Origin of the sequence: Planobacterium oryzisoli (assembly GCF_015354315.1) — a bacterium.
Taxonomy (GTDB): domain Bacteria; phylum Bacteroidota; class Bacteroidia; order Flavobacteriales; family Weeksellaceae; genus Planobacterium_A; species Planobacterium_A oryzisoli.
Genome location: NZ_JADKYY010000006.1, coordinates 77,557 through 99,862 on the forward strand (window position 1 = coordinate 77,557; position 22,306 = coordinate 99,862).

Consider the following 22,306-nt stretch of genomic DNA (forward strand, 5'->3'; position numbering starts at 1 on the left):
AAAAAACCATGACCTTAACTCAGTATTTCAGAAATTTTCTTCACTCCACGCAGTCCTCGGGAATTATTCTTTTGATCTGCGTATTTATCTCACTGCTCATTGCCAACTCCTCCCTGGGGCCTGGATTCCAGTCGGTTCTTGACACTATGGTAGGACCCTACACCGTAGGGGTGTGGATCAACGACGGTCTTATGGCTATTTTCTTTTTACTCGTAGGTCTGGAAATTAAAAGGGAAATTGCCGAAGGAGAACTCTCAAGCTTTAAAAACGCATCGCTTCCCATTTTTGCCGCGGTGGGCGGGATGGTAGTCCCTGCCCTGATTTATTTTCTTTTTACCCAGGGCACTTCCTACAGTAGTGGATGGGGTATTCCCATGGCTACGGACATTGCCTTTTCTCTGGCAGTGATCTCCATGCTGGGAAAAAGCGTTCCTGCCTCTATTAAGATCTTTTTGGCCGCCCTGGCAATTGTAGACGATTTGGGCGCCATCCTAGTGATTGCCATATTCTATACCGACCAGATCCACTGGAACTATCTTCTTTTAAGTGGAGCAGTACTTCTGCTGCTTGTGGCGCTGAACTTCCTTAAGGTGCATAAGCATATTTTTTACCTTATACCAGGAGCTGTGCTGTGGTATCTGATGCACCATAGCGGCATCCATGCCACGATAGCGGGAGTCCTTCTGGCCTTTACCATTCCCACCAATGTGTCCACTACAGAGATCTCCCCACTGGAAAAACTGGAGATGAAACTCCACATACCCGTGAGCTTTCTAATCATGCCAATTTTCGCTCTTGCAAACACCAATATACTCTTTAAGCCCGGGATGGTCGATGGACTCTTTACAAGCTTTGGCTACGGTATAATTCTGGGATTATTTTTAGGAAAGGTCCTAGGGATAAGTCTATTTTCACTTTTAGCCATCAAGCTTAAAATCAGTGGGCTGCCGGACCGAAGTTCTTGGCAGCATATGATAGGAACAGGATTTTTGGCGGGTATTGGCTTTACCATGTCCATTTTCATTGCGCTGCTCTCCTTCAAAGGACTTCCGGATATTCAGGAAGAAGCCAAGTTTGCAATCCTAATTGCTTCTGCCCTCTCGGGATTCACCGGATATTTCATTCTCAAGGCTGCTAGAAAAAAGGTGCAGGCCACTGTAGAAGAAGTGTAATGCATAAATACGCACCTACATGTATATAGGCTAGAGATTTATATCTCATATCCAAACATTTATATAAAGACGTGCCTACAATCTTGAGTGCACACTGTAAAGACATGCACTCTCAGCCTTTACACAAATAGTTAATTCAAATCCTATCAGAATATGTAGCGAAAGGGAGGCCTTATGATGCAATATATATATATATATATATATATTATAATATACAATTCGATAATATTTCCTATTTTTGTATATTATAATATATAATATGTTACAATTCACCACCGTAAAGGATGTTAAAATCAACATTGGCCAATGGTGCAAACTTTTGCGAAAGGAACATAACCTTTCCCGGAAACAACTTGCCGAGCAGCTTGCTTTATCTGCTCTTACTATATCCAAACTAGAAAACGGGCATAATCCTACCTTGGAAACACTTCTGAAAATACTGCAGCATTTTGAGCAACTAGATAGCTTTAATGTATGGATTCAAACAAAGACTACTGAAATCAATACGAACTCTTCCTTATATTAAGATCTACATTTAGGCTGCAAAATCAGAAATACAATTAACCGATGGCTAAAAATCAAATCATTTCCCTTTGGTTCCAAAATATGGAAATTGGCCGCATAGGTTTCGATGAAAATCTAAAAAAAGCATCATTCCAATACAGTCCACAATACCTCGAAAGTGGTAAATACAAAAAGCTTTTTCCCTACCTGTTTAAAAGAACACCTTCGGTTCAGATTTTTTCAATTTTTAATAACGAGACCTTCCGAGGCCTTCCGCCAATGATTTCCGATTCTTTACCCGATTCTTTTGGTAATTTAGTATTTAAAGAATGGCTTGTAGAATCTAATAAAGATATCGTAAGACTTTCTCCATTGGAACTCCTCACCTACGTGGGAAAACGTGGTATGGGTGCAATCGAGTATAAACCGGCAAAGGAATTTTCCAATAGCACCACAATAGATCTTAATGATATCACTGAAATAGTAAGAAAAGTGGTGGACGGAAAACTGGATACGCAAGAACAAGGTCTCTCAGATGCTTCGTTGCTTAACATTTTTAAGATAGGAACCTCCGCTGGAGGCGCCCGTCCAAAAATCATAGTCTCCGAGCATAAGAATACCGGAGTATTAGTTCCTGGAGACCTGGTCGTCTCTGAGGACTATAACCATTGGTTAATTAAACTTTCACTTGATAAGAATAGGCCTTATTCCCAAGAACAACTCGAATTTATCTATTATAAAATCGCAACGTCGCTTGGAATAGATATGATGCAATCAAAATTAATCGATCACCGGCATTTTGCAACTTTGCGATTTGATCGGCAGCATGGTGAAAAGCAACACATCCTTACTGCTACCGGTATGACAGGTTGGGATTATAGGAATCCCGACCCTTCCAACTATGAAAACCTATTTAAGCTCAGCACTGCGCTACAAGTTCCCCATCGCGATATAGTACAACTTTTCAGACGCATGGCGTTCAATCTTGTTTTTGGGAATACCGACGACCATCTGAAAAATTTTTCATTCATTTACAACCACCAAAGCGACAAATGGAACCTGTCTCCAGCATACGACCTCACTTATCCTTTTGATGCACTTCTTAACATTACGAAAATTAATAGGGCACTTTCACTCAACGGTAAGAGACATAATATTGTAAAGCAAGACCTGTTAGAAATTGCAGAGAAATTCAGTATCAAGGGTGCGCGGGGAATTATAGACGCTACAGTTCACACTACCCACGATTTCAAAAGTTGGGCAGAAAAATTTCATTTCCCAAAAGAGGTAGTGGAGAAAATAATGTCCCAATTTCAACTTTTTGAATAAGTAGAACGAAAACACAGAAAACTGCGCCGGTAAGCATGCAATTTTGAAAATAAGGATTTTTTATTTGTGAAATGTATCATCTGAAATGGTCTATGGGATTCCCAAAGTCCATGTACCGTTTTTTGTGCAAATCCAGGCGAGAACCGACGTAGAATAGTTATTGTCCTTTTTCGTCCACCACTATGGTGTGCCCACTTGCATCGATGTCGGGCTGCTGAAGAATCTCCATCTCTTCACTTTGCTTTTGAAGTTCGTCAGATATTAGTTTCTCCAGGCGGACCCTACGAATAGCAAGATTAAGTTCACTGCCAAATAAAAGCAGGTACACATTCACGTTTACCCAAACCATCAGTAGAATCATCGTCCCTATCGATCCATAGAGTACATTGTAGCGTGCAAAATTCCGGACATAGATCGCAAAAAAGTATGTAGTGAGTACAAACAGTATGGTTGTGAGAATAGCACCGGGAATGGCCTGGCGAAACCGAGTGATCTTCACCGTACCTACCCAATAAAAGAGAGCAAGAAGTACAAAGTAAAATAAAGGGAACGAAATAAACCCAATAATCTTGGAAAGGTTTGATACAAACCAAGAAAGGTCGTAGCTGGGCGTAAAAAGCTTGAGTACTACCTCGGAATAGTAGATACCAAATATGGAGAGCAGCACCACCGAGATAAAACCCAGAGTGATAAAAAAGGCCGTTATGAATTCCTTCACGTCGTTATGCTTCTCCTCGGTATGTTCATTAAACCCATCAATAAGGGCAAAGGTTCCGTTGGTTGCAAACAATAGGGCAAGGATAAGGGTAAGGTTACTCAGGCCCGAAGTGTTGGGAATGATATGCTCCTGGATATAAGTTACCACATCACCTTCAATTTTTCCCGGGAAAATATTGTGCATAAGCACGTCAAAAATGTAGAACTGCAGCTTATCGTAATGAGGAAGTAGTGGCAGGATAGAGAGAAGGAAAAGGATGAAGGGAAAAAGAGAAAAAACGAAGTTCCAGGAGATGGCCGCAGCCTTGCGCCCAATCTGGTTCTTAAATATCCCCTGGACATAAATCTCAAACATTTTGTAGAGCGAAATTCCCAAAAACGGAATATGGATTCCGTCAAAAAACAAATGGATTTTTCGGATGAACCTGGGAACTTTCACTGCCATACAAGTATATTTGCAGAAGCAAATATAGCAAATGCGAATCAATCTACTCTGCATAGGCAGAACACAGGACAAGGAGATAGAATCCCTTCTGGAGTACTACACCAAACGGCTCCCCCGCCATTGGAACTTCTCACTTATTGAAATCCCAGACGTGCGTGGAGGCGGAAGCCTGTCCCCACAGGAACTTAAAGTGCAAGAGGGTAAACTTTTCATGCAGCATCTCTTGCCCTCGGACTATGTGGTGCTACTCGATGAAAAAGGAAAACTATATACCAGCCGTGAATTCTCCGCCCGAATAGAGCATATTCAGAACAGTTCTGTAAAACGCCTCTGTTTTGTTGTGGGAGGAGCCTACGGATTCTCCGAGGAGCTCTACGGCCGGGCACAGGAACAAGTATCCCTTTCTAAAATGACCTTCACCCATCAGATGGTACGCCTCTTTATGGTGGAACAAATCTACCGTGCCTCGCAAATCCTACAGGGCAAACCCTACCACAACGATTAATTTTTCCCCAAATAAAACGTTAAAATAGTCTCAAGCCTGCTAACGCAAAGTTAAATATGTTAAAATTCGCTTTAGCATTAGACCCTATGTCACGATTTTTGAAATTAGAAAACCCGTAAGGCAATTGTAGCAAGGAACCTTACTATCTCAAGCAAAGAAGCATAGTTTATGCAATTTTTTAAGTTCAGCCCCGCAAGTACGCGGGGCTTTTCCTTTAAGGCACTGGATCTCCTCGTGATGCCTCCAAGAGACTAAACCAATCACGACGCTCCAGTACCAAATTTCTATGGGAGAAGAGCGTTTTTAGATGTCTAAGAGAGGTAGTGCCCACCACGGGCCGTATACCAGCTGGATGGGTTAATAGGAAAGCCAGTACTATACTACTCCAATCTGCTTGGTATTTCTTTTCCAGTTCTTTTAGTAACTGGTCCAGGTCCACCCTCTGGGAACGCATCTGTAAAACACCATTTAAAGGGCTATAAGCCTGGATCGGAGTTCCACTGCACATAAACTGCTCCACGCGACCGTCAAGAAGAAATTCGGGTTTACAGAGCGATATCTCTACTTGGTTGGGACCAAGATCCTTAAATTCGTCTTTAAGAAGTGTGTACTGTGAAAAAGAAAAGTTACTCACCCCAAATGCACGGACCGTTCCCTTTTGGCGCAACTGCTGAAAACTATCTCCTACTTCCCTGCAATCCATCAGTGGAGAGGGTCGGTGCAGCAGAAGTAAATCAAGATATTCTGTTTTAAGCTCCCTTAAGGAATTATCGACCGTCCGGAAGATGTGCTCTCGGGTATAATTGTAGGATTTAATAGGGTAAGGACTCTTTTTTCCAGGAAGTTCGATTCCTACCTTCGAGATGAGCCTGTAGTTTTCTCGCTCCACATTTAGAGAGCTAAGAGCCTTACCCACCTGCCCCTGCGTAGTATTGTCCCCGTATATGTCGGCTAGATCAAACCAATTAAGCCCGCTCTCCAAGCTCCCTAGGATGAGCTCCTGCATCTGCTTAGTGGAAAGACCACTCCCCCAACTCCCCCAACGCATGGTCCCTACAATTAGCTCCGGAACGTGTTCTGTATTCATGAGGTAAAGGTACGCAAGAGATCTGCAAGTGGTAGGGAATGCACAAAACAAATTCCATAGAATTTTCCAATAGCTTAACCCCATTGTTTTCTTCAGTGAGGCGACTTACCTTTGCAGGAAAATCAAGGCGATGAACTACCACACAAGAAAATGGATTAAACCGGAAGATCTCAACCCGAACCACACCCTATTTGGGGGAAGGTTACTGCAGTGGATCGATGAAGAAGCAGCGCTCTATGCCATAGTGCAGCTGGAAACTCCGCGCTGCGTGACCAAGTACATTTCGGAAATTAATTTTGTCAGTTCGGCCAAGCAGGGAGATATCATAGAGATAGGAATTGTCGCAACCGAATTTGGAAACACTTCCATCACGCTCCAGTGCGAAGTACGAAATATGATGACCCGCCAAACCATAATCACTATCGATAAGATCATTTTTGTCGGTGTGGACGAACAAGGTAAACCAACCAAACACGGAAAGACCAAAATCGAGTACATACAGGACCGTCTGAAGGGTAAGTTTTGAATTATTATGCCCGTCCTTTGTGGGATTCTCAAAAGCCTTGTTACTGCAATAACAAGGCTTTTTTTTGTGCTCAAAGTTGCGCGCATTGGGTCTTTTTATAGCATTTGAACCTTTTCTTATATAATTAAAACAGCAGCGTAGAATTGCCTTAAAAAATCAATAGTTTTGAGTAGAAATCAAATCAAAAAAATAATTAATTATGGCAAAAAAAACGACCGCTAACGGTAAGATTAAACCCAAAGCAGATGCTGCAGACCAGCTGAAAGATTTTATGGTAGATGGAATGAAAGATCTTTACTGGGCAGAAAAAGCACTAGTTAAAGCACTCCCAAAAATGTCCAAGAATGCCACTTCCAAAACACTGAAGGCTTCCATCGATGCGCATTTGAAAGAAACCAAAACACAGGTTACAAGACTTGAGGATGCATTCAAGTCCTTAAAACTAAAGCCTGAGGCTGTAAAGTGCGATGCTATGGACGGGCTTATCAAAGAAGCAGAAGGGATCATGGAGGAAACTGAACCGGGTGCAGTACGTGATGCCGCGATTATTGCTGCATCGCAGAAAGTAGAACACTACGAGATTGCATCGTATGGTACTCTGGCTACCTATGCCAAGCTGCTTAAAAACAAAGAAGCACTTAACCTGTTTTTGGAAACGCTCAAAGAGGAGAAAACCTGCGATAAGGACCTTACCAAATTAGCCAAAAGCGAAATAAACCTCAAAGCCAAATAGGATGTACGTTTAACGCGGTCTTCGGACCGCATTTTTTTTCCCTTTATATGAAACCACAAAAAAAAAATAAGAATCAGGACAACCTTAAAACAAAGGATTTGTCTAAAAACACGCAGAGTCCAGACAAGGAGTTCCTTACTACCAACCAAGGTGTACGCATCAACGACAACAACAATTCCCTAAAATCTGGCGAGCGCGGTCCTTCGCTGCTTGAAGATTTTATCCTCCGGGAAAAAATCACGCATTTCGACCACGAGCGCATACCGGAACGTATCGTACATGCACGCGGAAGCGCCGCCCACGGCATTTTTCAGCTTTATGAAAGTCAGGAACAGTTCACCAAGGCGGGAATCTTTACAGATACCTCCAGAACCACTCCCGTATTTGTTCGTTTCTCTACCGTGGCGGGATCCCGAGGATCTACCGACCTTGCAAGAGATGTTAGGGGATTTGCAGTGAAATTCTACACCGATGAAGGAGTTTTCGATTTGGTTGGAAACAATATTCCGGTATTCTCCATCCAAGACGCAATGAAATTTCCAGACTTCATTCATGCAGTAAAACCCGAACAAGACCACGAAATGCCGCAGGCAGCCTCTGCCCACGACACCTTTTGGGATTTCGTATCCTTGGTTCCCGAGACCATGCATATGGTCAGCTGGGTCATGAGCGACCGGGGCATACCTAAATCCTACCGAATGATGGAAGGATTTGGTATACATACCTTTAGGCTAATCAACCAAAAGGGCGATTCCCATTTTGTGAAATTCCATTGGAAGCCAGTTCTCGGCGTACACGCCGTGGCCTGGGACGAAGCGCAGAAGATTTCGGGTAAAGATCCGGATTTTCATCGCCGTGACCTGTGGGAAAACATTGACCAGGGCAACTTTCCAGAGTGGGAGTTGGGACTGCAGATCGTACCAGAGGCCGACGAGTTCAAATTTGACTTCGACCTTTTGGACCCTACTAAGATCATCCCAGAGGAACTGGTACCAGTGCGCATCATAGGAAAGATGACCCTAAACCGTAACCCAGACAACTTTTTTGCAGAAACCGAGCAAGTCGCCTTCCACCCCGGCCACATAGTGCCAGGAATTGATTTTTCGAACGATCCTCTTCTCCAAGGCCGACTGTTCTCCTATACCGATACCCAACTCTCCCGACTGGGCTCCCCCAATTTTCATGAAATCCCTATCAACCGCTCAGTGGCGCCCGTGCACAACAACCAGCGGGACGCCCATATGCGCATGACCATCAATAAAGGTAAGACCAACTACCACCCCAATTCACTGGGTGGAGGATGTCCCTACCAAGCCATGATCAAGGACGGTGGATTCAGTAGCTTTCCCGAGCGTGTCGATGCAGAGAAAATCAGGGGACGAAGCAAAAGTTTCTCCGACCACTTTTCCCAGCCGCGTCTCTTTATGAATTCGCTCTCCAAGCATGAAAAGCGCCATATGGTAGATGCCTATGCCTTTGAACTCAGCAAAGTAAACCACGACCATATCAAGGAAAGGGTATGCTACAACCTGAGCATGATTGATAAAGACGTGGCAAAGCAGGTTGCCGACAAGCTAGGAATTACCATTCCTAAAAAAGTGGAGTTACCGTTAAATCAAAACATAGGTGCCGATGAAGATCCTGTACGGAACGAACCGAAGGATGCCAATCACGTGACGGAGTCCTCAAAAGTGCTTTCGATGGAAGCCCACAATAAAGGGGATATTAAAACGCGTGTCGTAGGGATGATCTGCTCCAATGGAGTCAGAGAAGACTCTCTTATGGCCTATAAAAACACTTTGGAGAGCCAGGGTGCTACAGTGAAAATCATTGCACCAAAGGGAGGTAAAATAAAAACCGACCAAGGGACCGCTTTGAAAGTAGATGAGAATTTTCTAACCGTGACCTCGGTTATTTTCGAAGCCATGGTAGCCTGTGACGGACTCGATAAGGAGGTTCTGGAACATCAGGTAGCTAAGCATCTACTTCAAGAGACTTATAAACACTGTAAGGCTATTGCCATTTTAGGTAACGGTGTAGAACTCCTAAATAACACCCAGATCCCTACAAATAAGAAAGACCCCGCGCTACTTGTGAACGATGAGGCTAAGGCCTTTGTTAAAGCCATCGCAGCGGGCAGGAATTGGCAGCGTGAACTCGAACCAGTGGTTCCGGCATAAATCCTTCTTAAAAGCGCTAAAAAGCGTTAAAACCCATAGGGGCGGCGAAGTTTTTGCTGCTCCTTTATAAATCAAAAACAGTTAATATGGAAAATTTAAAAAGTAAGAAAATAGCGGTACTTGCCGCAGACGGATACGAAAAATCAGAACTTGACCAACCGGTCAAAGCCCTTAAAGAAGCCGGCGCGCAGGTTCATATCATTTCCCTTAAACCAGGTGAAATCAAAGCCATGGTAGACCACCAGTGGGAAGGATCGGTACCTGTGGACTATACCTTGGAACAGGCAAAAGCAGACAACTACGACGGACTTGTTTTACCTGGTGGTGTTTTAAATCCTGATACTCTTCGCCAGGAAGATAAAGCGGTATCGTTTGTCAAAGATTTTTTCGAACAAAACAAACCGGTGGCAGCCATATGCCACGGACCACAAACCTTAATAGAAGCCGGCGTGGTTAGCGGCCGTAAAATGACTTCGTTTGCCGCTATTTCCACCGATTTAAAGAATGCCGGTGCTGAGTGGGTAAATCAAGAGGTAGTGACCGACGGAAATCTGACCACAAGTAGAAAACCCGAAGATTTACCAAAATTCAACCAGCGTATTGTAGAAGAGTTTGCAAAAAGCTAATGATCATGGAAAACCTACCCATCCCCGCACAGACCACAGGTGCAAGCTGCGATGTAACTTCCTCTGTCCAGATGGACTCCTTGGAAGAGGCTCAGGCTTTTTTTCAAACCGTTCGCCAGCGCTTTGTAGATATCAACTCCTGGAAACTGCATGCGGGTGAAGAAAAAGCATCTTTTTCCTTAAGGGAACCTAGTGGGGACCTTCTCTTACGGGAACCAAAGGTGGGAGATTATATCCGCATACAGATTCCAGGACTTAATAACCCGGGAACAGATGGGTACGACTGGGTGCAAATAGAAGAAGTGAAAGAAGAGGATAACCTGCAGGAGCAATGCCTATATATCCGAGTACGGCCCTGCCCGGATCCTACAGCGCCCGATACGTCGGTAAAACATTTTTACTGCCCGGAGGCTACCTCCAATTTTCTTATCGTACGGCAGGGAAAGGAAATACGCGCAGAAGTACACGGCAGGAATGAACTTCCAAACACCCAGGAGGTGGGTGGACTGGAAAAGATCCGTAATTTCCTAGTAGCTATAGGCGGTATCCTAGCAGGCAGCAAGTTTCAATGGAAATCTCTTACCGAAGGACTTATTGAACTGCCTAAAGAAACCCTAAAGGATAAAAATAAAAGGTAGTACTTGACCTCAATACTTAGGACCTGAAGCGATACGGTTTGCAAGGAATTTATTATCTTTAAATTTCAATTGCTTAAAAACGTGTTCACTTCAGGTCTTTTATATGAAAAAATTGCTTAGCGCTCTGCTTTTCTGTATCTCCTATCTTGCTTGGTCCCAGCAGCCGGTCAAGGAGTTTGAATATATGGAAATATCCGCAGCTGAGCTGCAGGCCTTATATAAAAATAAGCAAGCAACCGTACGACAGGTGGTTTCCCAATACCTAAAGCGAATCGAATCAATAGATAAATCGGGTCCCAGCCTTCACTCAGTTATTGCAATAAATCCCGTTGCTCTTAAAACGGCAGATTCACTAGACGCTGTGCCTAGGGAAAAGCGCAAAGGACTACTCTTTGGCATTCCCGTGCTACTGAAAGACAATATTGACAGTAAGGAAATGCCTACCACAGCGGGTTCTCTAGTTTTAAAAAACTCCTATCCTCTTAAGGACAGTGAACTGGTGCGGCGTTTAAAAGCAGAAGGAGCGGTAATCTTAGGTAAAAACAATCTATCGGAATGGGCAAATTTCAGAGGTCAAAATTCCACTAGTGGCTGGAGTGCCGTTGGAGGGCTTACTAAAAACCCCTACGATTTATCCCGCAACACCTGTGGCTCGAGCAGTGGCGCAGGGGCGTCAGTTGCCGCTAACCTTGCCGTCTTTGCCGTGGGTACCGAGACCAACGGTTCCATTGTATGTCCCTCATCCCTTAATGGCATCGTTGGATTAAAACCTACCGTTGGACTGATTTCCCGCAATGGCGTAGTTCCCATCTCCCATTCCCAGGATTCCCCCGGCCCCATGGGTAGAACAGTAACCGACGTAGCATTGGGTCTTGAGGCCATGCAATCACCACTTGACCAAAATCCCGCAGGATTACATTCCCATTCTGCACACAGCCGCTCTTATATTCTACCCCTTCAAAAAGATGCGTTAAAAGGCAAAAGACTCGCGTATGTGAAAAATCCTAGCAATGGAAGTCATCCCAAAGTAGATGCATTATTCCTTTCTACCGTAGAGCGGATGCGTGCATTAGGAGCGGAAGTCATCGAAATAGAGTCCTTCCTATCGGAAAAAGCTCAGGAGGCTTCCTTCCAGGTGATGCTCATGGAATATAAAGAAGGACTGAATGGGTACTTCCAAAGCCTTGGAAGCAGCAGCCCGGTGAAGGACCTGCAGGAGCTTATAGCAAAAAACAAGGATATACCTGAAGAGCTGTATTATTTTGGCCAGCAGTACCTGGAACTAGCCCAGGCTACCGGAGGAACTAGCGATCCTAAGTATAAGGGCTTACTTCAAGAGATGCACCGGCTCAGTAGAGAAGAGGGTATTGATAAGGTACTTGCTACCCACCGTCTGGACGGGATTATCGCTCCCACGGCCTCCCCTGCGTGGAAAAGCGACCTTATCAATGGAGACCATTACCTTTTTGGCACATCTTCACCTGCAGCCATTGCCGGGTATCCTATTATCTCCTTGCCCATGGGGGACATAGATGGACTGCCTGTAGGCCTGTCAATCTACGGCGCCGCATTCTCCGAGCCAACCCTTCTGGCAATGGCCTACGCCCTGGAGCAGAGTCTACCAAAACGAATACTACCCACCTTTAAAAATACACCATGAAAAAGCTTGTTGTTCTTTCGGGTGCCGGAATTTCGGCGCCAAGTGGTATCAAAACCTTTCGCGACCAAAATGGTCTTTGGGAAAACCACCGAATTGAGGAGGTTGCCTGTCCCGAAGCATTCATGAGAAACCCTCAGAAAGTGCTGGACTTCTATAACCAGAGAAGGCGTCAGTTACTGGAAATTCAGCCCAATAGAGCGCACTATATTCTGGCCGAACTGGAAGACCATTACGAGGTGAAAATAATCACCCAAAACGTGGACGATCTGCACGAAAGGGCCGGATCCACCAATGTAATCCACCTCCACGGGGAGCTCCTCAAAGCACGTCCCGTTGGGAAATCCGAACCGGTGGTATCGTGGAAAAAAGATTTAAACGTCGGAGATACCGATAGCGAGGGTAGACAATTAAGACCCCACGTCGTATGGTTTGGAGAAAATGTTCCAGCCATTCGAAAATGCATGGACTGTGTCCAGCAAGCCGATATCTTTCTAGTAATAGGTACTTCCCTACAGGTTTATCCAGCTGCAGGTCTGATTCACTACGTCTCGGACCAGTGCCAGGTCTATGTGGTGGATCCTAACCTGGATGTGAGCTTTACTGCACGGAGAAACTACTTTGCACTGGATGCAGTGGAGGGAATGGAACGTTTAAAAAGGATTCTGGTTCGAAGTACAGAGCCCTCCAGAGGATACGATTTCCGACGGTTCTTTGAATAAGCATTCTGCTTCCTGTATTTTAAAGATACTTTTGTAAATTTGCGTAAAAACCTTCATGTCTCTAAAGGAAAACTACGAGAGAATCCTACAAAGCCTTCCCAGCCACGTACAGCTGGTGGCTGTCTCCAAGACACACCCAGCCCAAAGCATCCAAAGTCTTTACGATTTAGGCCACCGAGTGTTTGCGGAAAACAAGGTACAGGAGCTACTTCTAAAGAAAGAGCAACTGCCCTCCGATATAAAGTGGCATTTGATTGGTCATTTGCAGACCAACAAAGTAAAGCAAATCATAGGATTTATCTCACTGATAGAGAGTGTGGACAGTGAAAAGCTTCTTGACGAAATCAACCGTCAGGCTGAAAAAATTGGCCGGCAGGTTCCCCTACTTCTCCAGGTTCGTATCGCGCAGGAGGAGACTAAATTTGGACTGGAGATTTCCGAAACGAAAGAACTTTTCCAGCGCATAGTACAAGGGGAATTTCCTCATATTGTACTGAAAGGACTTATGGGTATGGCCAGTTTTACCACAGACCTTGAGCAGGTTAGTTCCGAATTTGCACTGCTTAAAAACCTCTACGACCAACTTAGTCGCATTCAACCCTTGGAGCTACTCTCCATGGGGATGAGTAGTGACTACGCGCTGGCCATTGAACGGGGCAGCACCTCCGTTAGAATTGGCTCCGCGCTTTTTGGTGAAAGGCATTACACTAATTGATTAAAGAATTGTATAATTTTTCCTAAAAACAAGTGGCTCCTTAGGAGGAACAATTTTTGCTGCATCTCCCAGAAAGAAAATTCCCCGCAACCTTTAAAATTGTAAATTTGCAACTATGCAGAAAATCCTTATAGTAGAAGACGAGAAAGCAATTTCATCCGTACTGAGCGATATTTTATCCGACGAATTAAAGGACTACGAGATCCAAGTGGCCGAAGACGGTCTAGAGGGATATAAGTCTATTGAAAAGGACGATTTCGCTTTGGTAATCTCGGACATCAAAATGCCTAAAGTATCCGGCACCGAACTCTTAAAACAGGCTCTGGCGCTCAAGCCCGAAACAACCTTTGTCATGATTTCAGGACATGCCGATATCGATACTGCCGTTGATTGCCTCAAAGACGGTGCGTACGATTTCATCTCCAAGCCAATTGATATTAACAGACTGATTACCAGTGTGAAAAATGCCCTAGACAAGGAAAAATTAGCTAAGGAAAACAAAACGTTGCAAAAAGAAAACGTGACCTTAAAGAAGAAGGTCAACAAAAAATACCAAATGATTGGGCAGAGTCCTGCTCTGAAGAAGATTCAGGACATGATCGAGAAAGTGGCTACCTCCGATGCCCGGGTTCTAATTACTGGTCCTAACGGTGCTGGGAAGGAACTAGTAGCCCATGCCATCCATGCGCAAAGCGACCGCTCTAAAGGGCCAATGATTGAAGTAAATTGTGCTGCCATTCCCTCAGAGCTTATCGAGAGTGAGCTCTTTGGCCATGTCAAGGGATCGTTTACAGGAGCTATCAAGGACAAACAGGGTAAGTTTGAACTGGCCAACAACGGAACCATTTTCCTCGATGAAATTGGAGACATGAGCCTTATTGCTCAGGCTAAAGTACTTCGTGCATTGCAGGAGAGCAAAGTCTCTCCCGTAGGAAGTGACAAAGAGATTAAAGTGGACGTACGGGTGCTTGCCGCTACCAATAAAAATATGCAGAAAGAAATTGAGGCTGGACGATTTCGTGAGGATTTGTACCACCGCCTTTCGGTCATTGAGATCTATGTGCCTGCACTCGACGAGCGCAAGGAAGACATTGAACTATTGGTGAGGCATTTCGCAAAATTAGTAGCAGATGAACAGGGCAATGCAGCGCGGGAATTTGCACCCGAAGCAATAAAGGCTCTGGAGGCTTTCTCCTGGACCGGAAACATACGAGAGCTACGTAACGTGGTGGAACGTCTAATTATACTAGGGGGTAGCCCAGTTAGCGAAAAAGACGTAGAAGCGTTCGTGCGTAAATAGGTACTTCTTTTGCACTACCAAGTACAAAATCCCGGCTATAGGCTGGGATTTTCTCTTGCTGGCTGGTGCGGGATCCAGAGGAATTTTTTTCTACCCCAAAGGATTGCGTACTTTTGCATTCAAAACAGCTACGATGGCCTTTCTTCATAAATCCTACACAAAAGAATCCTTGAAACTTGCACTTCCCGTGATGCTGACGCAGCTCGGGCAGGTTTCGGTGCAGCTGTTTGACAACATCATAGTGGGTAACCTACTGGGCGCTAAGGCACTGGCTGCCGTATCGCTGGGAAATTCCCTTTTCATTTCTGTGTTTATATTTGGTCTGGGAATTTCCTTTGCCATTCCTCCACTAGTATCCCAGGCACATTCCAGGCTCCGACACGAACGTATTAATTCAGTATTTCGCCATGGATTTGTACTCAATATGGTGGTGGGTCTTTTGCTGATGGCCCTGCTGCTTTTATTCCGCCCCGTACTCTACCATCTTAACCAACCGGAGGAAATTTTACCCGATACGATTGCGTTCCTTACCGTGATGTCCTTTAGCATTCTCCCCTTTATGGTATTCCAAACCCTTAGGGAGGTCTCCGAAGGATTGGGTTATACCATTGGAGTTACCAAAGCCACCATTCTTGCTAATATCATTAACATTGCCCTGAACTATGTCTTTATTAAAGGACTTTTGGGCTTCCCTGAGATGGGAGTACAGGGCTCGGCTCTGGCCACCCTGGTGGCAAGGATTTTTATGATGGTGTTTCTGTACTATATCCTTGTACGCCACCATTCTACCCGAAGGTATATAAAGGATTTCAGTTTAAAAGTGAGCCAGTTCTCCCAAAAGATGTTTTCCAAGATGCTTCGTCTTGGTCTTCCAACAGCACTACAGATGTTTTTCGAAGTCACGGCCTTTGCTGCCGCTGCATTTGTATGCGGACTGGTATCGGCCAAAGACATTGCTTCCCATCAGATAGCCTTGAGCATGGCCTCCTTCACCTTTAATCTCTGCATCGGATTTAGTGTGGCCTCCACCGTGATGATTGGTAGAAAACTCGGAGAGAGGAATTTCACCGAACTTCGCGCGGTAGGAATTAATAATATCAAGATTTCTTTCCTTTTCATGAGCTTATGTGGTCTCTTCTTTATCTTTGGGAAAGACATATTGCCTACCTTCTTTACGAAAAAAGAAGATGTGGAAGTAATCCAACTGGCCTCCAAACTAATGATCATCGCGGCATTATTCCAACTCTCGGACGGCATCCAGGTGACAGCCCTAGGGGTACTTCGTGGCATTCAAGACGTAAAAATTCCCAGCTACCTTACTTTTATCGCGTACTGGGTCATTACTTTACCTCTTGGTTATCTTCTCTGCGTCCCACTGAAAATGGGTGCCTTTGGAATGTGGATCGCCCTGGGACTGGGACTTACCCTATCAGCCGTAATGCTTGTGGTGCGGTTCTTGAGGCTCTCCAAACGACGTATACTGGCCTCGTCCCTCACTTAATTATGATCTGGGCCTTAAGGGTTAACAAAAAGTAAAACGCTGTACAATTAAAAAAAATATTATGCAAATTGATATCCGACGTCTTCAAGTGGCCGATTACGAAAGCCTTGTGGAGGTAATGCGTAAATCCTACCCCGAGATGCGCGACGATGTCTGGGACAAACGAAATATTCAAAAGCTCACTTCCATCTTCCCCGAAGGGCAGCTCTGCGTGACTGTCGACGGAGAAGTGGCCGCTGCTAGTTTATCCATTATAGTGCAATACGAACTCTATGGAGACGACCATACCTATGCAGAAATTACTGGAAATTCAACGTTTAACACGCATTATAACTCCGGCAATGTGCTCTACGGTATTGAAATGTTTGTAGACCCCAAATACCGCTCCCTACGTCTGGGACGCAGGCTCTACGATGCCCGAAAGGAACTTTGCGAAAATCTGAATTTAAAGTCCATCGTGATCGGTGGACGGATCCCGAATTATATCCAATACAAAGATACCCTGACACCACGACAGTATATTCAAAAGGTCCGAAAAAAGGAAATATACGATCCGGTGCTAACCTTTCAGATATCCAACAGTTTTCAGCCCATAAGAATCCTAAAAAACTACCTGCCGGGAGACACTTCCTCACAGGAAAATGCCGTCCTTATGGAGTGGAGCAACATATACTACAGCAGAAAACCCAATACCATGCAGGACAGTGTGGTGCGTCTTGGATTAGTGCAGTGGCAGATGCGTCATTTCCAGAACCTGGATGCTTTTTACGAACAGGTGGAATTCTTCGTCGATGTAATGGGAGACTACAAGTCGGACTTCGTTCTTTTTCCAGAGTTTTTCAACAGCCCTTTGCTTGCCCCCTATAATCATCTCTCCGAGCGTGAAAGTATGCTGGAACTGGCAAAATTGACCCCAGAAATAAAGGAAAGAATATCCCAGCTTGCCATCAGTTACAATGTGAATATCATCTCAGGAAGCATGCCCTTAGAAGACCAAGGGGAAATTTACAATGTCAGCTATTTGCTTCACCGAGACGGCAAGATTGACGAATACCGTAAGATCCACATTACTCCCAATGAACAGAGGTTCTATGGAATGAAGGGCGGCGATAAAGTCCGGGTATTTGATACCGACTGTGGAAAAGTAGGTATCGTAGTGTGCTACGATGTCGAATTTCCTGAACTGCCACGTATTCTAGCTGATATGGGAATGAAGATTCTTTTCGTTCCCTACCTTACCGATACGCAGAATGCTTATACTCGGGTGCACCACTGCGCCGCCGCACGGGCTATTGAGAATGAATGCTATGTGGCCATCGCAGGTTGCGTAGGAAACCTGCCCGGTGTGAACAATATGGATATCCAGTACGGAAAGGCTGCCGTTTTCACTCCGTCCGATTTTGCCTTTCCTTCCAATGCCATCAAAGGTGAGGCAACCGCCAATACGGAAATGACCCTCATTGTGGATGTGGACCTTAACCTCTTAAAGGAACTACACCACCACGGTGCGGTACGCACCATGAGCGACCGAAGGAAAGACCTTTATAAAATAGAACTGCTCGACCAACAGGACGAGCAGTAGATTTTAAAGAATGGCCTGGCGGACCCGGGTTAATTTTTCCAAAAGTCCCTCTAGAAGGTCTAAACGGAGCATATTGGCACCGTCGCTCTTTGCACACGAAGGATCCGGATGGGTTTCAATGAAAAGACCGTCCGCACCTACTGCAATACCGGCCTTAGCAATTGTTTCAATCAGCTCAGGTCGTCCTCCCGTAACACCAGTGGACTGGTTAGGCTGCTGCAGGGAATGTGTCACATCCAAAATGACAGGTGCATACTGCTGCATTACTGGAATACCTCGGAAATCCACTACTAAATCCGTATAGCCAAAAGAGTTTCCTCGCTCAATAATGGCTGTTTTTTCGTTGCCGGAATCTCTTACTTTTTCTACGGCAAACTTCATTGCCTCAGGAGAAAGAAACTGCCCCTTCTTTAAAGTCACGCATTTTTGGGTTTTGGCTGCAGCCACCAACAGATCGGTCTGACGCACCAAAAAGGCAGGAATCTGTAGTACATCTACATACTGCGCAGCAAGGGTTGCATGGTGGTTTTCATGAATATCGGTGGTAGTTGGCACTTTGAAGCGCTCCCCTACCTTTGCCAGGATTTCGAGTGCTTTCTCATCACCTATACCAGTGAAGGAGTCCACCCGGCTTCTGTTTGCTTTCTTGAAACTCCCTTTAAATATGTAGGGAATCTGGTATTTATCGGTAATTGCAAGAATTCTCTCGGCAATTTCCATTGCCATTTCTTCACTCTCAATAGCGCAAGGACCTGCGATTAAAAAGAAATTCTTGGAATCTTTATGGGCGATTTGGTCTAAGAACTGTATCATAATTTCTGTGTATTAGAAGAAGTACATCCGCTATTGGGTCACCTGAATTAATTCGGTCTCAATTTGTTTCAATTTCTCCGGACCAAACGTGGAATCGTAGGGATTCACCACCTCGATCAAATAGTGGTAAAACGGCACAATATTCTCAACCTGTCCGGTCTGTCCGTAGGCTTTTTGTTTGCCCATAGCTTGGAGATCAGAAATTAGTTTACGGTACCTCTTATCTAAAGGTTCCATCGAGCGAATCGTATAGTCGTACCCTTTATCTAGCCTTCCCATCTTTCGGTAGGCATCCGATACTGCGGCCACTACCATAGAGTACTCAAAAGGCTTGCTTCTAAGCTGTCGGGATGCAAAACGCTGCTGGTCTTTATCCATTGACATATAATAGTCGTATTCCTCAAATATACCTTCCTTGATTTGCTCTGCGAGTGCCAGACCTTTCTTTTCCTGCCCGGCAATCATGTACCCGTACACCATACTGGAGAGCGACCTTGGATCGTTGTACTTAGTGGAAGGTATTTCTCGTGACGCAAGATCCATAACCTCCAGGGCTTTGGATTTCTGACCCGAAAGTGCAAGTGCTTCTGCAGCTCTGCTGGCTGCACCGCGGTATACCGGAATGTTTTGCGTACAGGTTTCGTCAAAATGCACATCCAGATCCTTAAAGTTACCCCATCGGAAGTTTTTCACGTTTCGGTAGAGGATATCTGGATTCACCCTTCCCATTTCGGCATTCTCTGAGGCATTGGTGGCTATAGGAACCAATCGGTAGCTGAAACCGTCGTATTGTAAATAATCAGTTAGGTAAAAGATATTCTCCGGATCGTATACCCCTCCGGTGGAAAAACTGATAGGTCGGTTCCAATCAAAATTGGCCAGGATGTCCAAAAGCATAATGTTATTTTTAAACATACTCTGCCTTTGGTATTCAATAACAATTTGATCTTTTGCCAGAGCTGCTTCCTTTTGCGTGATTATTCCGGACTTAACTGCATTATTTTTATTTACCGGAAGTATGAACTTGGAGACAGGCAGTAAGTTAAAGCGTTCGTATTTACTCTCTCCAAAAAGAAGTTTAAGTACCATATCCTTGGCCTCTGATTTGGTCTTTAGGAATTGGACCGCCTCCTTCATACTCATCGAATCTATCTGCTGGTACTTCTGGAAATCTGCCAACGCACTTTGCGAAAGCCCGCGTTCGTTTAGGCTGGAAAAAAGGTCCTGCCATTGGTCCGGGGACATCAAATATACCTGGTCGTTGGTACCTTCACGGTAATGCTCGTGTGAGAGCTCCGAAGGGACTCCAAGGGCGTTGTAGGTTCTTCGCTTCACTTGATCAATGTTCCACGGAGTGGAAAGGAGCGTGAAATTCACCACCTTCACATCATCGCGCATGCGCTCGGTCTCTTGAATGGCCCAAATTGGATAGGTATCGTTGTCCCCATACACAAATAGAATTCCGTTTTTTGGAAGGTCTTTCAGGGATGAATACGCAAAGTCGTAGGCTGCACTTCTTCCACTGCGGTCGTGCGGAGTATAATTCTCAAAAGCCATCAATAGTGGGATTCCTAGCAGTAGGACACCTAATGCCCAGTTGGCCGGCTTGGACTGAAATTTCTGCTGCATATAGTAGTAGGCTGCCAATACTCCTAGTCCTATCCAAAGGGCAAAAGCATAGAATGACCCCACCATGGCGTAATCCCGCTCCCGCGGCTCAAAAGGTTTCACTCCCGTGTAAAAGATAATACCCACACTGGTGAGAATAAACAGGGATAATACTGCATAGAACCTTTTAAAATCCCGGTTTAATTGGAAGAAAATTCCCAAAAGTCCTAAAAGAAGCGGAAGAAAGAAAAATGCAGTTGTACTTTCGTTCCGGTATTTGGCAGGCATCTTTTCTTGATTGCCCCACAATGCATTGTCCACAAAGGGAATACCCGATATCCAGTTTCCGCGGTTGTTTTCCATATGACCTTCTAAATCGTTCTGTCTACCAACAAAGTTCCACATAAGGTAGCGTACAAAGTAGTATCCATTCTGGAAGGTGATGAAATAATCTAAATTCTGAAAAAACGACGGCCTTTGTACGTTGATTAGATCGTAGGGTTTAACGTCCAGATAGTCGTCTACTTTAATGGTACCATTATCGAACTTCTTGCGAAGATCGTCGTATATCTTATGTGCTTCGGGATTATCCGCCACCTGTGGATTGGAATAATTAAAGGTGAAATCCGGAGCACCATACATCGAGATATAATTGGCCATTACTTCTTTATCATCATTGAACATACGCGGCATGATGCTGATATGCTCTTTGCTGTACACATAATTGAACCGCTCTCCTACCTTGCGGTACATTCCGCTTTTTTCATCTTTCTCGAAAATGTCCCCTGTGGTGTTCTGCTTCCAGGATCCGTCTTCGTTCTTCTCCATACCGTCGTAATCCAGCGCGTGGGTATAGTTTTGACCCTTAAAAATAGGCCAATCACCGTACTGTACACGGTTGTAGTAGTCCAGCATACCAATTGCGTTATCCGGATTATTTAAGTTCATCGGCGGATTGGCGTTGGCACGGATCGGTATTACCAGCCAGCAAGAGAACCCAATGACCATAAATACAATAGAAAGGGCTGCGGTCTGATAAACGGCTCCCAGCTTTTCTTTCGAATAGGTGAGCAGATAATAGCACAGAACAGTAAGCAGAATAAAAGCGATTAATGTCCCACTATGGAAAGGAAGTCCCAGACCATTCACGGCGAATATTTCCATTTTACCGAACATGCTCATCACCAAAGGAAAAATGATCTTGAAAACAAAAACCATGATTCCCAGAGTTATCAGATTGGCATAGATAAAACTCTTCCAACTAAAGGTATACTTCCTTGCATAGTAAAACAAACATACGGCAGGAACGGCAAGCATGGCCATCATATGCACTCCTACAGAGAGTCCCACCACAAAAGCCATAAGGATAATCCAGCGGTGGTTGTCCTTCGCGTTAGACTCGTTCTCCCAACGGGTCACTAAATAAATTAGAAGGGCAATAAAAAGACTTGCCATAGAATAAACCTCCCCCTCGACTGCACTGTACCAGAACGTGTCGGAGAAAGTAAAGCTAAGGGCACCAATAAGGCCTGAAAAAAGTACTGCAAGTTGCTGTGAGGAGCTAAGCTCATTCATTTCCTTATTAAGAAGTCGACGTGACATATGGGTCACAGTCCAAAAAAGAAGAAGTACGGTCAGTGCACTGAAAAGTGCCGACATTCCATTAATAATGAGCGAATAATTTTCTCCGTTACCCAGTGCAAGCATAGCCGCCACGGCACCCACCAACTGAAAAAGTGCTGCCCCAGGTGCGTGGGTTACTTCAAGCTTTACGGCAGAAGAAATATACTCGCCTGTATCCCAAAAACTGAATTTTCGCTCCATTGTAGAGAGATAGGTGAGGAATGCCACGCCAAATACAGTCCAACCTAGGACTGTGTTCCATGTCTTAAATGTCCAGTTTTTCATAGAATCCAGTAAGTTGATGCGAAAATAACACAATTATC

The 22,306-nt window shown here is 44.7% G+C and carries 19 protein-coding genes; 15 read left to right on the plus strand and 4 right to left on the minus strand.

The genetic code is table 11. From position 1 onward, the window contains the following. Positions 1–8 precede the first annotated feature (8 nt). From nhaA to IC612_RS06080, 3 genes are all read left to right on the plus strand, one after another. Entirely contained in the window at positions 9–1,172 is a 1,164-nt protein-coding gene (gene nhaA, locus IC612_RS06070) for a Na+/H+ antiporter NhaA (protein WP_194739292.1), read from the plus strand. Between the two features lie 259 nt (positions 1,173–1,431). Further along, positions 1,432–1,698: a helix-turn-helix domain-containing protein gene (locus tag IC612_RS06075; RefSeq protein WP_194739293.1), complete on the plus strand. Its 267-nt coding sequence runs from the start codon at positions 1,432–1,434 to the stop codon at positions 1,696–1,698. 41 nt (positions 1,699–1,739) lie between these two features. Then, the gene (locus tag IC612_RS06080; protein ID WP_194739294.1) at positions 1,740–3,005 is read left to right on the plus strand and encodes a type II toxin-antitoxin system HipA family toxin; all 1,266 of its coding nucleotides are present in this window, start codon (positions 1,740–1,742) and stop codon (positions 3,003–3,005) included. 157 nt (positions 3,006–3,162) lie between these two features. Here IC612_RS06080 and IC612_RS06085 read toward each other — a convergent pair whose 3' ends face one another. Beyond that, the gene (locus IC612_RS06085) at positions 3,163–4,167 is read right to left on the minus strand and encodes a YihY/virulence factor BrkB family protein (RefSeq protein WP_194739295.1); all 1,005 of its coding nucleotides are present in this window, start codon (positions 4,165–4,167) and stop codon (positions 3,163–3,165) included. Between the two features lie 31 nt (positions 4,168–4,198). On the opposite strand from IC612_RS06085, the gene IC612_RS06090 reads away from it, so the two are divergent. Further along, a complete protein-coding gene (locus tag IC612_RS06090; protein WP_194739296.1) occupies positions 4,199–4,672 on the plus strand; it encodes a 23S rRNA (pseudouridine(1915)-N(3))-methyltransferase RlmH in 474 nt (157 codons plus the stop codon). Positions 4,673–4,886: 214 nt separating this feature from the next. Here the strand turns inward: IC612_RS06090 and IC612_RS06095 are convergent, their stop codons facing one another. Then, complete coding sequence (locus IC612_RS06095) at positions 4,887–5,759, minus strand: aldo/keto reductase (protein ID WP_194739297.1); 873 nt, start codon at positions 5,757–5,759, stop codon at positions 4,887–4,889. Between the two features lie 130 nt (positions 5,760–5,889). Here IC612_RS06095 and IC612_RS06100 point away from each other — a divergent pair, with 130 nt between their 5' ends. The 11 genes from IC612_RS06100 to IC612_RS06150 all read left to right on the plus strand — a co-directional run bounded on the left by IC612_RS06100 (position 5,890) and on the right by IC612_RS06150 (position 17,939). Then, complete coding sequence (locus tag IC612_RS06100; RefSeq protein ID WP_194739298.1) at positions 5,890–6,285, plus strand: acyl-CoA thioesterase; 396 nt, start codon at positions 5,890–5,892, stop codon at positions 6,283–6,285. Positions 6,286–6,484: 199 nt separating this feature from the next. Then, positions 6,485–7,018 carry a ferritin-like domain-containing protein gene (locus tag IC612_RS06105; RefSeq protein ID WP_194739299.1) on the plus strand — a complete coding sequence of 178 codons (534 nt, stop codon included), beginning with the start codon at positions 6,485–6,487 and terminating at the stop codon, positions 7,016–7,018. Positions 7,019–7,065: 47 nt separating this feature from the next. Next, positions 7,066–9,198: a catalase gene (locus tag IC612_RS06110; RefSeq protein WP_194739300.1), complete on the plus strand. Its 2,133-nt coding sequence runs from the start codon at positions 7,066–7,068 to the stop codon at positions 9,196–9,198. A gap of 86 nt (positions 9,199–9,284) precedes the next feature. Further along, on the plus strand, positions 9,285–9,824 hold the full coding sequence (locus IC612_RS06115) for a type 1 glutamine amidotransferase domain-containing protein (RefSeq protein WP_194739301.1): 540 nt from the start codon (positions 9,285–9,287) through the stop codon (positions 9,822–9,824). Positions 9,825–9,829: 5 nt separating this feature from the next. Beyond that, positions 9,830–10,462 (plus strand): hypothetical protein, encoded by a 633-nt coding sequence (locus IC612_RS06120; RefSeq protein ID WP_194739302.1) that lies wholly within the window; start codon positions 9,830–9,832, stop codon positions 10,460–10,462. Between the two features lie 103 nt (positions 10,463–10,565). Then, positions 10,566–12,122, plus strand: a complete 1,557-nt coding sequence (locus IC612_RS06125) for an amidase (RefSeq protein WP_194739303.1) — start codon at positions 10,566–10,568, stop codon at positions 12,120–12,122. Continuing rightward, a complete protein-coding gene (locus IC612_RS06130; protein WP_194739304.1) occupies positions 12,119–12,841 on the plus strand; it encodes an SIR2 family NAD-dependent protein deacylase in 723 nt (240 codons plus the stop codon). Before IC612_RS06125 ends, IC612_RS06130 begins: the two co-directional genes overlap by 4 nt. Before the next feature lie 55 nt (positions 12,842–12,896). Continuing rightward, positions 12,897–13,556 carry a YggS family pyridoxal phosphate-dependent enzyme gene (locus IC612_RS06135; protein ID WP_194739305.1) on the plus strand — a complete coding sequence of 220 codons (660 nt, stop codon included), beginning with the start codon at positions 12,897–12,899 and terminating at the stop codon, positions 13,554–13,556. Between the two features lie 115 nt (positions 13,557–13,671). Further along, positions 13,672–14,856 (plus strand): sigma-54-dependent transcriptional regulator, encoded by a 1,185-nt coding sequence (locus IC612_RS06140; protein ID WP_194739306.1) that lies wholly within the window; start codon positions 13,672–13,674, stop codon positions 14,854–14,856. Between the two features lie 133 nt (positions 14,857–14,989). After that, positions 14,990–16,357, plus strand: a complete 1,368-nt coding sequence (locus IC612_RS06145; RefSeq protein WP_194739307.1) for an MATE family efflux transporter — start codon at positions 14,990–14,992, stop codon at positions 16,355–16,357. A gap of 61 nt (positions 16,358–16,418) precedes the next feature. Beyond that, positions 16,419–17,939 (plus strand): carbon-nitrogen hydrolase family protein, encoded by a 1,521-nt coding sequence (locus IC612_RS06150; RefSeq protein ID WP_194739308.1) that lies wholly within the window; start codon positions 16,419–16,421, stop codon positions 17,937–17,939. A 3-nt stretch (positions 17,940–17,942) separates the two neighbouring features. On the opposite strand, the gene kdsA is transcribed toward IC612_RS06150, so the two are convergent. Both kdsA and IC612_RS06160 read right to left on the minus strand, forming a co-directional pair. After that, positions 17,943–18,752, minus strand: coding sequence for a 3-deoxy-8-phosphooctulonate synthase (kdsA, locus tag IC612_RS06155; RefSeq protein ID WP_194739309.1), 810 nt, complete (start codon positions 18,750–18,752; stop codon positions 17,943–17,945). A gap of 30 nt (positions 18,753–18,782) precedes the next feature. After that, complete coding sequence (locus tag IC612_RS06160; RefSeq protein WP_194739310.1) at positions 18,783–22,268, minus strand: protein O-mannosyl-transferase family; 3,486 nt, start codon at positions 22,266–22,268, stop codon at positions 18,783–18,785. Positions 22,269–22,306 lie beyond the last annotated feature (38 nt).

What these genes read in the sequence shown, in the direction of transcription:
- nhaA (WP_194739292.1), top strand. Translation starts at nt 9, where the DNA reads ATGACCTTAACTCAGTATTTCAGAAATTTTCTTCACTCCACGCAGTCC.
- IC612_RS06075 (WP_194739293.1), top strand. Translation starts at nt 1,432, where the DNA reads ATGTTACAATTCACCACCGTAAAGGATGTTAAAATCAACATTGGCCAA.
- IC612_RS06080 (WP_194739294.1), top strand. Translation starts at nt 1,740, where the DNA reads ATGGCTAAAAATCAAATCATTTCCCTTTGGTTCCAAAATATGGAAATT.
- IC612_RS06085 (WP_194739295.1), bottom strand. Translation starts at nt 4,167, where the DNA reads ATGGCAGTGAAAGTTCCCAGGTTCATCCGAAAAATCCATTTGTTTTTT.
- IC612_RS06090 (WP_194739296.1), top strand. Translation starts at nt 4,199, where the DNA reads ATGCGAATCAATCTACTCTGCATAGGCAGAACACAGGACAAGGAGATA.
- IC612_RS06095 (WP_194739297.1), bottom strand. Translation starts at nt 5,759, where the DNA reads ATGAATACAGAACACGTTCCGGAGCTAATTGTAGGGACCATGCGTTGG.
- IC612_RS06100 (WP_194739298.1), top strand. Translation starts at nt 5,890, where the DNA reads ATGAACTACCACACAAGAAAATGGATTAAACCGGAAGATCTCAACCCG.
- IC612_RS06105 (WP_194739299.1), top strand. Translation starts at nt 6,485, where the DNA reads ATGGCAAAAAAAACGACCGCTAACGGTAAGATTAAACCCAAAGCAGAT.
- IC612_RS06110 (WP_194739300.1), top strand. Translation starts at nt 7,066, where the DNA reads ATGAAACCACAAAAAAAAAATAAGAATCAGGACAACCTTAAAACAAAG.
- IC612_RS06115 (WP_194739301.1), top strand. Translation starts at nt 9,285, where the DNA reads ATGGAAAATTTAAAAAGTAAGAAAATAGCGGTACTTGCCGCAGACGGA.
- IC612_RS06120 (WP_194739302.1), top strand. Translation starts at nt 9,830, where the DNA reads ATGGAAAACCTACCCATCCCCGCACAGACCACAGGTGCAAGCTGCGAT.
- IC612_RS06125 (WP_194739303.1), top strand. Translation starts at nt 10,566, where the DNA reads ATGAAAAAATTGCTTAGCGCTCTGCTTTTCTGTATCTCCTATCTTGCT.
- IC612_RS06130 (WP_194739304.1), top strand. Translation starts at nt 12,119, where the DNA reads ATGAAAAAGCTTGTTGTTCTTTCGGGTGCCGGAATTTCGGCGCCAAGT.
- IC612_RS06135 (WP_194739305.1), top strand. Translation starts at nt 12,897, where the DNA reads ATGTCTCTAAAGGAAAACTACGAGAGAATCCTACAAAGCCTTCCCAGC.
- IC612_RS06140 (WP_194739306.1), top strand. Translation starts at nt 13,672, where the DNA reads ATGCAGAAAATCCTTATAGTAGAAGACGAGAAAGCAATTTCATCCGTA.
- IC612_RS06145 (WP_194739307.1), top strand. Translation starts at nt 14,990, where the DNA reads ATGGCCTTTCTTCATAAATCCTACACAAAAGAATCCTTGAAACTTGCA.
- IC612_RS06150 (WP_194739308.1), top strand. Translation starts at nt 16,419, where the DNA reads ATGCAAATTGATATCCGACGTCTTCAAGTGGCCGATTACGAAAGCCTT.
- kdsA (WP_194739309.1), bottom strand. Translation starts at nt 18,752, where the DNA reads ATGATACAGTTCTTAGACCAAATCGCCCATAAAGATTCCAAGAATTTC.
- IC612_RS06160 (WP_194739310.1), bottom strand. Translation starts at nt 22,268, where the DNA reads ATGAAAAACTGGACATTTAAGACATGGAACACAGTCCTAGGTTGGACT.